This window comes from Niveispirillum sp. BGYR6, from assembly GCF_027568365.1.
GTDB lineage: Bacteria > Pseudomonadota > Alphaproteobacteria > Azospirillales > Azospirillaceae > Niveispirillum.
On sequence record NZ_JANLNL010000003.1, the window covers coordinates 438697 to 451689 of the forward strand.

Annotated in this window: 13 protein-coding genes; 8 read left to right on the forward strand and 5 right to left on the reverse strand. The window is 62.9% G+C overall.

Annotation, left to right across the window (positions count from 1 at the left end):
- The first annotated feature begins 60 nt into the window (after positions 1-60).
- Together PCJ49_RS10265 and PCJ49_RS10270 are read left to right on the forward strand one after the other, a co-directional pair.
- Complete coding sequence (locus PCJ49_RS10265; protein ID WP_269910837.1) at positions 61-696, forward strand: TetR/AcrR family transcriptional regulator; 636 nt, start codon at positions 61-63, stop codon at positions 694-696.
- A gap of 166 nt (positions 697-862) precedes the next feature.
- Positions 863-1402: a phasin family protein gene (locus PCJ49_RS10270; RefSeq protein ID WP_269910838.1), complete on the forward strand. Its 540-nt coding sequence runs from the start codon at positions 863-865 to the stop codon at positions 1400-1402.
- Positions 1403-1518: 116 nt separating this feature from the next.
- Here PCJ49_RS10270 and uvrA read toward each other — a convergent pair whose 3' ends face one another.
- The gene (gene uvrA / locus PCJ49_RS10275) at positions 1519-4401 is read right to left on the reverse strand and encodes an excinuclease ABC subunit UvrA (protein ID WP_269910839.1); all 2883 of its coding nucleotides are present in this window, start codon (positions 4399-4401) and stop codon (positions 1519-1521) included.
- A gap of 108 nt (positions 4402-4509) precedes the next feature.
- Positions 4510-4890, reverse strand: coding sequence for an MmcQ/YjbR family DNA-binding protein (locus tag PCJ49_RS10280; RefSeq protein ID WP_269910840.1), 381 nt, complete (start codon positions 4888-4890; stop codon positions 4510-4512).
- Between the two features lie 197 nt (positions 4891-5087).
- On the opposite strand from PCJ49_RS10280, the gene ssb reads away from it, so the two are divergent.
- The 5 genes from ssb to PCJ49_RS10305 all read left to right on the forward strand — a co-directional run bounded on the left by ssb (position 5088) and on the right by PCJ49_RS10305 (position 9599).
- Positions 5088-5663 (forward strand): single-stranded DNA-binding protein, encoded by a 576-nt coding sequence (gene ssb / locus PCJ49_RS10285; protein WP_269910841.1) that lies wholly within the window; start codon positions 5088-5090, stop codon positions 5661-5663.
- A gap of 176 nt (positions 5664-5839) precedes the next feature.
- The gene (locus PCJ49_RS10290) at positions 5840-6214 is read left to right on the forward strand and encodes a YciI family protein (protein WP_269910842.1); all 375 of its coding nucleotides are present in this window, start codon (positions 5840-5842) and stop codon (positions 6212-6214) included.
- Complete coding sequence (locus PCJ49_RS10295; protein WP_269910843.1) at positions 6211-7464, forward strand: RNA polymerase sigma factor; 1254 nt, start codon at positions 6211-6213, stop codon at positions 7462-7464. The genes PCJ49_RS10290 and PCJ49_RS10295 overlap by 4 nt, the downstream gene beginning before the upstream one ends.
- Positions 7465-7556: 92 nt before the next feature.
- Positions 7557-7976 (forward strand): VOC family protein, encoded by a 420-nt coding sequence (locus PCJ49_RS10300; RefSeq protein ID WP_269910844.1) that lies wholly within the window; start codon positions 7557-7559, stop codon positions 7974-7976.
- Between the two features lie 252 nt (positions 7977-8228).
- Positions 8229-9599 carry a ribonuclease J gene (locus PCJ49_RS10305; protein WP_160105561.1) on the forward strand — a complete coding sequence of 457 codons (1371 nt, stop codon included), beginning with the start codon at positions 8229-8231 and terminating at the stop codon, positions 9597-9599.
- A gap of 37 nt (positions 9600-9636) precedes the next feature.
- Here PCJ49_RS10305 and PCJ49_RS10310 read toward each other — a convergent pair whose 3' ends face one another.
- Positions 9637-10680, reverse strand: a complete 1044-nt coding sequence (locus PCJ49_RS10310) for an NAD(P)-dependent alcohol dehydrogenase (RefSeq protein WP_269910845.1) — start codon at positions 10678-10680, stop codon at positions 9637-9639.
- A 189-nt stretch (positions 10681-10869) separates the two neighbouring features.
- Between PCJ49_RS10310 and PCJ49_RS10315 the strand changes: the two genes are divergently transcribed.
- Entirely contained in the window at positions 10870-11769 is a 900-nt protein-coding gene (locus tag PCJ49_RS10315) for an AraC family transcriptional regulator (RefSeq protein ID WP_269910846.1), read from the forward strand.
- A gap of 180 nt (positions 11770-11949) precedes the next feature.
- Here PCJ49_RS10315 and PCJ49_RS10320 read toward each other — a convergent pair whose 3' ends face one another.
- Both PCJ49_RS10320 and PCJ49_RS10325 read right to left on the reverse strand, forming a co-directional pair.
- Positions 11950-12399, reverse strand: a complete 450-nt coding sequence (locus PCJ49_RS10320; protein WP_269910847.1) for a DNA polymerase III subunit chi — start codon at positions 12397-12399, stop codon at positions 11950-11952.
- A 24-nt stretch (positions 12400-12423) separates the two neighbouring features.
- Positions 12424-12942 carry a hypothetical protein gene (locus PCJ49_RS10325; RefSeq protein ID WP_269910848.1) on the reverse strand — a complete coding sequence of 173 codons (519 nt, stop codon included), beginning with the start codon at positions 12940-12942 and terminating at the stop codon, positions 12424-12426.
- Between the last annotated feature and the right edge of the window lie 51 nt (positions 12943-12993).

Here is a 12993-nt window from a genome sequence, read left to right on the forward strand (position 1 = left end):
GGGTGAGCGGCCTGTGCCGTCAGGCCCTGAATATTGACGTGGTGGAGAAGGGAACGCGACATGTCGGACGAGACCGCGAATGGCACGCAGACGGTATCGACCAGGGATGATCGTCAGGCCGCCCTGGCGGCGGCGATGGAACTGATTGCCCGCCAGGGCTGGCGGGAGACCAGTTTGAAGGCGATGGCGGATCAGGCGGGATTGCCGCTCGACCAGTTCTATCGCCTGTTCCCCAGCCGGCTGCATTTGCTGGCCGCCCTGGACCGCCATGCCGATGAGCTGGTGCTGGCGCAACCGGTTCCCGATCCGGACGATCCGCCGCATGACCGGCTGTTCGACGTGTTGATGCGCCGGATCGATGTGCTGGAGCCGTTTCGGCCGGGATTGCGTGTGCTGGCCCGCAATGGGGTTGCCATCCTGGCCGCCCCCGCCTTGGCCCCCGGCCTGCTTCGTTCCATGGGATGGATGCTGGAAGCGGCCGGGCTGGGGCGCGGCGGTGTGGCAGGGGCGTTGCAGCGACGCGGGCTTGCCACCGTCTGGCTGGCGACCCTGCGGGTGTGGCTGGAGGATGAGAGCCCGGACAAGTCCACAACCATGGCGGCCCTTGATCGCCATTTGAAACGCGCGCATGAGCTGTGGAACAGTTTGCCCCTCGCGTTACGCTCGTCTATCGGATCGAAACATCCAGCGAATTGATTTTATTGTGATTTTGTGCGGCGCAACAAAAAAGTTGACGAAAAAACGGGCAAATGCGATAGTTATCCACGGTTTTGCTGCAATGCAATAGCGGCGAGAACCAGTTTATAACCACCAATGGCACCAATCTGTGCCATGGATGAACAGCCCCTGGGGGACTCGACGTATGGCCAGCCCGATCAAGAATCCGTTCCTGGATTTCGACCCGTCCAAGTTCTTCGACCCGTCCAAGTTCTTCGATGCTTCCCGTTTCACGGATATGCAGAAGGGCTTTGCCGATTTTCAGAAGGGCTTCGCCGACTTCCAGAAGGGTTTCAGCGACGTGAAGCTGCTGTCGCCGGACTTTGAAGGTCTGCTGGCCACCCAGCGCCGCAATGTGGAAGCGGTGGTTGCCGCCAACCAGTTGGCGGTTGAAGGCTATCAGACGATTGCCCGTCGTCAGGCTGAAATTCTGCGCCAGTCCTTCGAAGAAGCCTCTGTGCTGATTAAGGAACTGGTTTCCGCCGGCACGCCGGAAGACAAGGTGGCCAAGCAGGCCGAACTGGTGAAGGGCTCCTTCGAAAAGGCGATTGCCAATATGAAGGAACTGTCGGAGCTGGTGGCCAAGTCCAATACCGAAGCCGCTGAAGTGCTGTCCAAGCGCGTCAAGGAAAGCATTGAAGAGCTGCAGACCACGCTCTCGAAGCTGGGTAACAAGGGCGCTTGATATCAGGCGCTGTCCCTTCGGGGCCGGTTCTCGGCCCCGAAGGTGAGCAGTTTAGAAAAACCCCGCACCAGCAGTGGCGCGGGGTTTTTTCTCTGCAGTGGTGACGCGCGCAGGCTTTATACCGCCGCCTTCTTGCGCCCCTTGGTCGCCGGCGCTTTGGCGGCCTGGGTCTTGGCCTTCAGGTAGGGGGCCAGATAATGGCCGGTATGGCTGGCGCCCGACTGGGCCACCTGTTCCGGCGTGCCGGCGGCCACCACTTGGCCGCCGCCGGACCCACCCTCCGGCCCCATATCGATGATCCAGTCGGCGGTCTTGATGACCTCCAGATTATGTTCGATCACCAGCACCGTGTTGCCCTGGTCCACCAGCGTGTGCAGCACCTCCAGCAGCTTGCGCACATCCTCGAAATGCAGGCCGGTGGTCGGCTCATCCAGGATATAGATGGTGCGGCCGGTGGAACGGCGGGCCAGTTCCTTGGCCAGCTTCACGCGCTGCGCTTCACCCCCTGACAAGGTGGTGGCCGGCTGGCCGATCTTCACATAGCCCAGCCCCACCCGATCCAGCGTTTCCAGCTTGTCACGGATCGATGGCACGGCGCGGAAGAACTCCGCCCCTTCCTCCACCGTCATATCCAGCGTGTCGGCGATGCTCTTGCCCTTGTAGAGCACTTCCAGGGTTTCGCGGTTATAGCGCTTGCCGTGGCAGACATCGCAGGTGACATAGACGTCGGGCAGGAAGTGCATCTCGATCTTGATGACACCATCGCCCTGGCACGCCTCACACCGCCCGCCCTTGACGTTGAAGCTGAAGCGCCCCGGCCCATAGCCGCGCGCCTTCGATTCCGGCAAGCCGGCATACCAGTCGCGGATGGGGGTAAAGCAGCCTGTATAGGTTGCCGGGTTGGATCGCGGGGTGCGGCCGATGGGCGACTGGTCGATATCGATCACCTTGTCGACATTTTCCAACCCATGGATGGCATCATGGTCGCCCGGATGCTCGCGCGCACCCATCAGCTTCTTGGCCAGCGCCTTGTAGAGCGTTTCAATGACGAGCGTGGATTTGCCACCGCCCGAGACGCCGGTGACACAGGTGAAGGTGCCCAGCGGGATGCGGGCGGTGACATCGCGCAGATTGTTGGTGCGGCAGCCCACCACCTCCAGGAACTGGCCCGGATGACCGGGGCGGCGCACCGCCGGCACCTCAATCTGACGGCGGCCGGAAAGATATTGCGCGGTCAGGCTGGTCGGGTGCTGCATCACCTCCGCCGGGCTGCCCTGGGCAATGACGGTGCCGCCATGCACGCCGGCCCCCGGCCCCATATCCACCAGATAATCGGCCTCACGGATGGCATCCTCATCATGCTCGACGACGATGACGGTATTGCCGATATCGCGCAGGCGCTTCAGCGTAGCCAGCAGCCGGTCATTATCGCGCTGGTGCAGGCCGATGGAAGGTTCGTCCAGCACATACAGCACGCCGGTCAGGCCGGAACCGATCTGCGACGCCAGACGGATTCGCTGGCTCTCCCCGCCTGACAAGGTACCGGACGCGCGGTCGAGCGCCAGATATTCCAGCCCGACATTATTGAGGAAGCCCAGCCGTTCGTTGATTTCCTTCAGGATGCGAGTGGCGATATCGCGTTCCTTCTGCGTCAGGTGCGCATCCAGTTCGCCAAACCATTCCCCTGCCTTGCGGATGGACAGGCGGGTGATTTCGGCGATGTTCTGGCCGCGTACCTTCACGGCCAGCGCTTCCGGCTTCAGGCGGGCGCCGCTACAGACCTCGCAGGGCTGGGAAGACTGGTACTTGCCCAGTTCTTCCCGCACCAGGGCGCTTTCGGTTTCCTTCCAGCGGCGTTCCAGATTATTGACCACGCCCTCGAATGGCTTCTTGGTCTCATAGGCGCGCATACCGTCATCATAGCGCATGGTGATCGGGCTTTTGCCGGACCCGAACAGCACCGTGTCCCGCACTTCCTTGGGCAGCTTTTCCCAGGGCAGGTCGACAGTGCTGTTGAAATGGCGGCAGATGCTTTCCAGGGTCTGCAGGTAATATTGCGAGGTGGAACCGGCCCAGGGGGCGATGGCCCCTTCCCGCAGGCTCAACCGTTCGTCGGGCACCACCAGCATCGGGTCGAAATAATGTTTCGATCCCAGACCATCGCAGGCCGGGCAGGCACCGAACGGGTTATTAAAGCTGAACAGGCGCGGCTCCACCTCTTCAATGGTGAAGCCGCTGACCGGGCAGGCAAATTTGGCGGAAAACACCGTGCGTTCGCCGCTATCCGCATTTTCGGCGAAGATCAGCCCGTCGGACAGTTCCAGCCCGGTTTCAATGGAATCGGCCAAGCGGTTGCCCAGATCGGCCTGCACCTTCAACCGGTCGACCACCACTTCGATATCGTGCTTCAGCTTCTTATCCAGCGCTGGCACATCCTCGATCTCCATCAGCTCGCCATCGATCTTGACGCGCTGGAAACCGCGCTTGCGCAGCTCCGCCAGTTCCTTCTTGAACTCCCCCTTCTTGCCGCGCGCGATGGGGGCCAGCAGGTAAAGCCGCGTGCCCTCCGGCATGGTCAGGATACGGTCCACCATCTGGCTGACCGTCTGGCTTTCGATGGGCAGGCCGGTAACCGGGGAATAGGGGATGCCGATGCGCGCATAGAGCAGGCGCATATAATCATAAATCTCCGTCACCGTGCCGACGGTGGAACGGGGATTGCGGCTGGTGGTCTTCTGTTCGATGGAGATGGCGGGCGACAGCCCTTCGATGCTGTCGACATCCGGCTTCTGCATCAGTTCCAGGAACTGGCGCGCATAGGCCGACAGGCTTTCCACATAACGCCGCTGCCCCTCGGCATAGATTGTATCGAAGGCCAGCGAGGATTTGCCGGAACCGGACAGGCCGGTGATGACCACCAGACTGTCGCGCGGCAGATCCACATCGACATTCTTCAGGTTATGCTCGCGGGCACCACGGACGGAGATATATTTGTTCATGGCGGTCGGTCTGGCTCCAGGCCCGTGGCTTGCCGGGCAACGATCAATGTCAGGCGGAGAAGATAAGGAAGTTGGCCGGCTTGCCAAGGTGCAGCCACCGCGATGCTGCTAGGCGGGAAGGCTGAGTTGGGCCACCAGCTTCTTCGGCGCCACGGCGCGGTAACTTTCCTTCATCCAATGGATCAGGTGGTCGGCATCCGGTACCGTACCGTCACCATAGATGAAGGTGACCCAGCCGGCCTTGCCCAGCCCATAGCCGGTGGGGCGCGCCTCCGCCCGCTCCAACGCGAAATCGCGGGAGAAGGGCAGTTTCATCGACAGGCGCAATGCCCCTTCCTGCTGGTTCAGAAACAGAAAAATCTTGCCCCGTACCTTGATGACCCGTTCGCCCCAGGGAAAATCCTCCGCCGCTTCCGGCAGGGCCAAAGCGGCGGCAAGGAGCGCGCTTTCCACCTCCGGAAAGGCGGGGGAAGGGGGCGTGCCGGTCATGGTTAAACCTCCGCGCTGGCGGTTGGCATACGATGATGGTCAGGATGCACGCTTCCGCATCGCAATGCAATGTTCTTGTATTGTTCGCCGTTTTCTGCATTTAATCCAGTGGCAATGAACGGGGCTGGTCTTATAGTGTGCGGCACGAACGGCCCCGGTCATGCGGGGCCTGATCCTATTTTGCGAAAGAGCGACACATGGCGGGCAGCGTCAACAAGGTCATCCTGATCGGCAATCTCGGTAAAGACCCGGAGGTCCGTTCCCTGCAGAATGGCGGCAAGGTCTGTACCCTGCGCATCGCCACGTCGGAGAGCTGGAAAGACCGCGCCACCGGCGAACGTCAGGAACGGACCCAGTGGCACAGCGTCGTCATTTTCAATGAGAACCTGACCGGCATCGCCGAGCGCTATCTGCGCAAGGGCAGCAAGGTCTATGTCGAAGGCCAGCTGGAAACCCGCAAGTGGCAGGACCAGCAGGGGCAGGAACGGTACACGACGGAAGTGGTGCTGCGCCAGTTCCGTGGTGAACTGACCCTGCTGGATGGCCGTGAAGGCGGCGGCATGGGGGCCGCTGCTGGCGGCGGCGGTTATGATGACCGTGGCGGCGACTTTGGCGGTGGTGGCGGTTACGGCGGCGGCTACGAGGATCGTGGCGGCGGCGGTGGTGGCTATGGTGGCGGCAGCCGTGGTGGCTCCACCCCGCGTAGTGGTGGGGGCGGTGGTGCCAGCCGGCCCAGCCCGGCCGCCGATCTGGATGATGAAATCCCGTTCTGAGACGGCAGCTTACCCAATTGCTTCTTCATGCGGCCCGATCCTGGCGGATCGGGCCGTTTCCATGTGCAGGCCAGCGGTGTGTGCGGCCTGTTTCGATAAAAAATCCCGCAACCTGCTGTCGGCATCCGGCATAATCCAGCGTCCTTGGAAGCGACAAGAACGAGGGAGGCTGCGCCGTGCTGTACGCCATTCTTTGCTACGATAACGAGGATGTGGTCGGCTCCTGGAGCAAGGAGGAGGACGATGCCGTTATCGGCAAGCTTGCCGTGGTGACAGAGAAACTGGCCCAGGCCGGGCGGCTGGGCCCCGTCTTCCGCCTGTTGCCGACCACGGCGGCCACCACGGTGCGCAAGGGCAAGGAAGCCCTGGTGCTGGATGGCCCGTTCGCAGAAACCAAGGAGCAGTTGCTGGGCGTCTATATCGTCGATTGCGAGGGGCTGGAAGAGGCGGTGGAAACCGCCCAGGAACTGGCCCGCGCCAGCAGCACCAACGGTTGCTATGAGCTGCGGCCGCTGTCCTTGTTCATGCCGGGGGCGGTCGCCGGGCCATGAACGCCGAACCACCCGATCCCGCCTGGATCGACCGCACCCTGGTCTGTGCCCGGCCGCAGGTGGTGGGTGCACTGCTGCGTTATTTCCGCGATCTGGAAAAGGCGGAGGAAGCCTTTCAGGAAGCGTGCCTGCGGGCATTGGGGCACTGGCCGCGCCATGGACCGCCGCGCGACCCGGTGGCCTGGCTGATCATGGTGGGCCGCAATGTCACGCTGGATCATGTGCGGCGCCAGGCCCGCCAGCAACCCTTGCCGGATGAGGCACTGCTGTCGGAGCTGGAGGATGCGGAAACGCCGCTGGCCGACCGGCTGGACAATGCCGATTACCGGGATGATGTGCTGCGCCTGCTGTTCATCTGCTGCCATCCGGATTTGCCGGCCACGCAGCAGATCGCCTTGGCCCTGCGCATTGTCTGCGGCCTGTCGGTCAGCCAGATCGCCCGCGCCTTTCTGGTGTCCGACAGCGCCATGGAACAGCGCATCACCCGCGCCAAGGGCCGCATCGGGGCCGGTGATGCGCCCTTTGAGACTCCCGGCCCGCTGGAACGGGCGGAGCGGCTGGAAAGCGTAGCCGCCATGCTCTACCTGCTGTTCAACGAGGGCTATTCGGCCAGCGGGGAGCAACTGCGCGACCGGGCGCCGCTATGTGCTGAGGCCATCCGCCTGACCCGGCTGCTGCTGCGCCTGTTCCCGGCCGAGCCGGAGATCATGGGGCTGCTGTCGCTGATGCTGCTGCAACATGCCCGCCAGAAAGCGCGGTTCGATGCCGATGGCGGTATCATCCTGCTGGAGGCACAGGACAGGCGGTTATGGAACCGCACCATGATCACCGAGGGGACGGCGCTGATCGACAAGGCGGTGCGCCATCACCGACGCGGTCCCTATCAGTTTCAGGCGGCCATCGCCGCCCTTCATGCCAGTGCCGCCAGCCCGCCGGAAACCGACTGGACGCAGATCGAATTGCTGTACCGCGGGCTGGAACAGATCCAGCCGTCGCCGGTGGTGACGCTGAACCGGGCGGTGGCCCTGTCCAAGGTGGCGGGGCCGGCGGCGGCTTTGGACCTGATCGACCCGCTGGCTGAAAGGCTGGACAGTTATTTCCACTATCACGGGGTGCGGGGCGCCTTTCTGATGCAGCTTGAACGGCGGGGGGAGGCGCGGACCGCCTTCGACCGCGCCATCGCCCGCGCCCGTACCCCGGCAGAGGCTGCGCAAATTCGGCAATATCTGGATCAGTTGGCGACTTCCTGAAAATATTTGCGGCACCCTGTCGGCCCGATAGGATGTCTGCCGTCCTTGGAACGCCTCCCGAAGGGAAGGGGGCGTAGCCGGAGGATGGATCGATGAGCGAGCAGGATAAAACCCCGCAGAACCCGCCTGTATATGGGGGCGTGGTGCCGCATATCGTGGTCAGTGATGCCAGTGCGGCGGCCGATTTCTACAAGCGGGCCTTTGCCGCTGAAGAGGTGGCGCGGATGCCGGCCCAGGATGGCAAGCGCTTGATGCATTGCCATCTCTACATCAATGGCGGCTCTTTATTGTTGTGCGATGCTTTCCCCGAATATGGCCATCCATTGCAGCCGCCGCAGAGCTTCACCCTGCATATCCATGTTGCCGATAATGTGGATGGCTGGTGGAACCGGGCGGTCGCCGCCGGGGCCGAAGTGGTCATGCCGCTGGAACGGCAGTTCTGGGGGGATCGCTACGGCCAGTTGCGCGACCCGTTCGGGGTCTGCTGGTCGGTGGCCTCCTCCGCGGCGTGATACCCGCCCCCATGGCGGGGCAGGGATGCGGGACCGTTTGGTTGATTGACAGTTCGCCGACGGTCCCGCATACCTAAGCCACCTATGAATAAAGATTTGCTAGGCTCCGCATATGCGGACCAAACCGCCAACGCCCCCATCGGGTCCGTGGCGGACCGTCGGGAAGATGTTGGGACCACCACGTCCAAGGTTATTCCCTTAAACCGATATACTGATTTCGGTTCGCGCTGGCCGGTTCCCGGCCGTGGCGAAGTGCTGGTTGTGCCCCTGGGTGGTTTGGGCCGCATCGGCATGAACTGGACCCTTTATGGCCATGATGGGGCCTGGCTGCTGGTGGATGCCGGCATCAGCTTCCCCGATGAAGGGCATGAGGGCGTGGACGCCATCGTTCCCGACCCCACCTTCCTGGCCCCCATCCGTGACCGGCTGCTGGGCCTGATCGTCACCCATGCGCATGAAGACCATATCGGCGCCATTGACCGCCTGTGGCCCTTTGCGCTGAACGTGCCGATCTGGGCTACGCCCTTTGCCATGGGCATGATCTCCCGCCGGCTGGAAGAACAGGACAATCTGGATGCGGTGACCCGGCATGTGTTCACTGTCGGCTCCAGCTTCAAGGTTGGTCCCTTCACCATTGATACGGTGCGGCTGACCCACTCCATTCCCGAGCCGGTGGCCTTGGCCATCCAGACCGGGGTGGGCACGGTGCTGCATACCGGCGACTGGAAGTTCGATCCCGATCCGATGATCGGCCAGCCGACCGACAAGGAAAAACTGCGCCGTCTGGGCGATGCCGGCGTGCTGGCCATGCTGTGCGACAGCACCAACGCCCACAAGGATATGCCGGTCACGTCGGAGGCGCAGGTCCGCGCCGCCTTCGCCCGGTTGTTCGCTACCCGCAAGGGGCAGATCGCCATCTGCTGCTTTGCCACCAATGTGGCCCGCGTGGCCTCTGCTGCCGTCACCGGTGTGGCCGCTGGCCGCAAGGTGGCGCTGGCCGGGCGTTCCATGCGCAATTCCGAGGCGGTGGCCCGTTCCCTGGGCCTGCTGGATGGTGTGCCGGACTTCCTGGCCGAGCCGTCCCATCTGAAGGGTCTGGCCAAGTCCGAAGTGGCGCTGGTCTGCACTGGTGGGCAGGGCGAAGAGCGTGCGGCGCTGGCCCGTCTGGCCCGTGGTGACCGTCGTTTCCCCGCCTTCGGCGCGGGCGACACGGTGGTTCTCTCCGCCCGCATCATCCCTGGCAACGAGGAGGCGGTGGAAAAGGTCGTCTCCAAGCTGCGGCATCGCGGGGTGGAAATCCTGATGGGCACGGATCTGCTGAACGGCTTGCCGTTGCATGTCTCCGGCCATCCCGGGGCCAATGAGCTGCGGGAACTCTATGAACTGGTGCGTCCGCGGTTTGCCCTGCCGGTGCATGGCACGGAAATGCACCTGACGGCCCATGCCCGTCTGGCCCGCGAGGCCGGGGTGGAGGCAGCGCTGGTGACGGAAGAGGCGGAGCTGATCCGCCTGACGCCTGCCGGTGCCCGCGTGCTGGGCCACGTAGATGCCCCGCTGCTGCATCTGGAAGCGGATGAAAATGGTGACCGGGTGCCGTACCGCCCCCGGATGGCATTGGGTTAAAGAAAAAGGGGGCCGGTCTTGGCCCCCTTTTTTTACATCAGAACGACGCGTCGATATCGATGACGAAGCGATAGCGCACATCGCTTTTCAGCACACGCTCATAGGCGTCATTCACATCCTTCATCTCGATCTTCTCGATGTCGGCAGTGATATTGTGTGCGCCGCAGAAATCCAGCATCTCCTGCGTCTCCTTGATGGAGCCGATCATCGAGCCGGCAAGGTTGCGCCGTGTCGGGATCAGGGAGAAGGCATGGACAGGTACCGCCTTTTCCGGCACGCCCAGCAGGCACAGGGTACCGTCAACCTTCAGCAGGTTCAGATAGGCGTTCCAGTCGATATCACTCGAGACCGTGCAGATGATCAGGTCGAAGCTGCTGGCAAGTTTCCGGAAGGTTTCAGGATCGCGGGTGGCGTAATAATGGTCGGCCCCGAAGGCGCGGCCATCGGCTTCCTTCGACAGGGTCTGGCTCAACACCGTCACCTCGGCCCCCATGGCATGGGCCAGCTTCACGCCCATATGGCCCAGACCGCCCATGCCGACGATGGCGATCTTCTTGCCCGGCCCCACCTGCCAGTGGCGCAGGGGGGAATAGAGCGTGATACCGGCGCAGAGCAGCGGGGCGGCGCGATCCAGCGGCAGATTATCCGGGATGGACAGGACATAGCCTTCGCGCACGACGATATGGTCGGAATAGCCGCCATAGGTCGGCGTCACGCCATCGGCTTCGACGTCGTTATAGGTCTGCACCAGACCGGGCAGATATTGCTCCAGATCTTCGTCACGCGTTTCACATTGGGTGCAGGAATGCACGAAACAGCCAACACCAACATGATCGCCGACCTTGAACTTCGTCACCTTTGAACCGACGGCGGTGACGACACCGGCAATTTCATGGCCCGGCACCATGGGATAGCGCGACGCCCCCCATTCATTCCGGGCCTGGTGGATGTCGGAATGGCAGATGCCGCTATATTTGATGGCGATGACCACATCATCCTCGCGCGGCTCCCGCCGTTCGACGGTGAAGGGGATCAGCGGGGATTGCGCGTCCAGGACGGCATAGGCTTTGGCGAGACTCATGGCTTTTTTCCTTCGCAACGGCGAAATGGGATGGCCGACTATCCCCCAGGTAACGCCGTAACCGGTAGACCGATCCTGCAAGCTTCTTGCCTGATCCTGCAAATGCCCAAATTGGGTGATGTTTTGCCCGACAAGGCCCCCTATCCTGGGGCTGCGGCAATAGATCAGGCAGGATAAGGGGTTTGTGTGATGGGCATCACAGGAAGGCTGCAGGAACTGTCGGACCTGTTTGCCCGTTTCACCGAACAGGACCGGGACCGGCCGCTGGATTTCGGCGGGGTGCGGCTTTATCGCCGCGACACGCCGACCCTGCCGCAGCATTATGAATGCGGGCCCGGTTTCTCCCTGGTGATCCAGGGGGCGAAACGGCTGACGGCGGGGACGGAGCGGTTTGATTATGCCGCCGGCCAATACTTACTGACGTCCCTGCATCTGCCGGTGGTGACGCAGGTGACAATGGCCAGCCCGGAGGCGCCGCATTTCTGCCTGTTCATCCCCATCGATACCGAGGCGATGGGGGAACTGCTGGCCCGCATCGGCACACCGCCGGGCCTGGATGCCGACGGGATGCGCAGTGTCGCCGTCACCCCCGCAACGCCGGACCTGCTGGATGCCGCCACACGGCTGGTACGGCTGGCCGACCGGCCGCAGGACATACCGGCCCTGGCCCCGCTGTTCCGCCAGGAAATCCTCTACCACCTGCTGACGGGGCCGGACGGGCCGCGTCTGCTGCATCTGGCTTTGTCAACGGGCCACCATGCCGGGCGTATTCCGCGCGCCATGGCCTGGATGCGCACCCATTTTGCCGAGGCGCTGCGGGTGGAAATGCTGGCCGACCATGTGGGGATGAGCGTTTCATGCCTGCACCATCATTTCAAGGCGGTGACGGCAATGACGCCGATCCAGTTCCAGAAGCAATTGCGCCTGCATGAGGCGCGACGCCTGATGCTGATGGAAAATCTGGATGCCGGTACGGCGGCCCTGCGCGTCGGCTATCAAAGCCCGTCGCAGTTCAGCCGGGATTACAGCCGGCTCTATGGTGCGCCGCCGGCGAGGGATGTGGAACGGGTGCGGCAGGCGGCGGCGTAAATGTAAGATCAGAATTTTTCATTATTTTTCAGTAAGATAACCGTCATTCCCGCGAAGGCGGGAATCCATACGACAGCGCGGATTTTGGATTCCCGCCTTCGCGGGAATGACGGTGGTGAGATAGCAAGGTTGAAAAAAACAAGATAACTTTCATGACCGCTCCCAAAGGCCAGAAAGCACTCAGGCCTTCTTTTCCCAACCGCCTTTTTCGTTCTGCTGCCAATAGGTCAGCGCGTGGCCGCCTTCCTTGGCGTGGCGCCAGCGCGCGCGCGCGGCGGCCACGGCGTCCGGGTCGTTGCCATCGAACAGGTCGCAGACCAGTTCATAATCACCCAGCAGCGGGCTGGTCGCCCCATCGGTCAGGAACAGCACATGGGCCGCATTGGCGCGATCATCCGTTTCGGTGATCAGCACCGGCTGCATCGCCGCATGGCCATCCTTGCGGGTGCCGTGGGGCAGAAAACCGTCCGGCTTGTAGGTCCAGAGATGTTGGCACAGCATCTCCGCCCGCTCATCACTGGCGGTCAGCACCAGGGCCTTCCAGCCGCGTTCCAGCGACTTTTCCAGCAGCGCCGGCAAGGTCTGTTCCAGCGTGCGGCGCGTCAGGTGATAAAAGCGGAGTTCCGTCATGGTCCCTCTCGCCCGCTGGCCGGATCAACGCAGGGGGAAATGGTCGAAATCCACCTGCTTGGCCAGTTCCACCAGATGTTCATAGGTGCCGTTGCGGGTAGTCAGCATGACAATGCCATCCGTGCCGGCCAGCAACTGGATCGTGTAGAGCGGGGGCGTGGAATTGGGGAAGCGGGCAACGATGGCGTAATGATCGGCGATCACTTCCACCTTGCTGTCAGGCGGCAGGGTACCGGTATTCTTCACCGACCCCATCACCGCCTTGAAAAGCGTTGGGCTGCGCGCGGCACCGACCGTCACTTCCACATTGCCCTTCTTATAGACCGCCTCCGCCGTGGCGACGGAATACATGGGCAGGGCGCCGCGCGCCGGACGGATTTCCCCCATCTCCCAGCCATCCGGATCATCCGGCAGGGCCTTGCTCATCGACCGGTTGACCTTGGCTTCCTGCGCCGGGGCCGCCAGGGCCACGGGGGTGGAAAGCGCCAGGGGGGCGGCCAGCAGGCCAAGGACCAGCGGAAGGGAGAAGCGGCGTTGGGCCATGGGCGGGCGGGCTCCGTCAGCGATAAAGGCGGGGCCGGCGGTTGCCCGCCA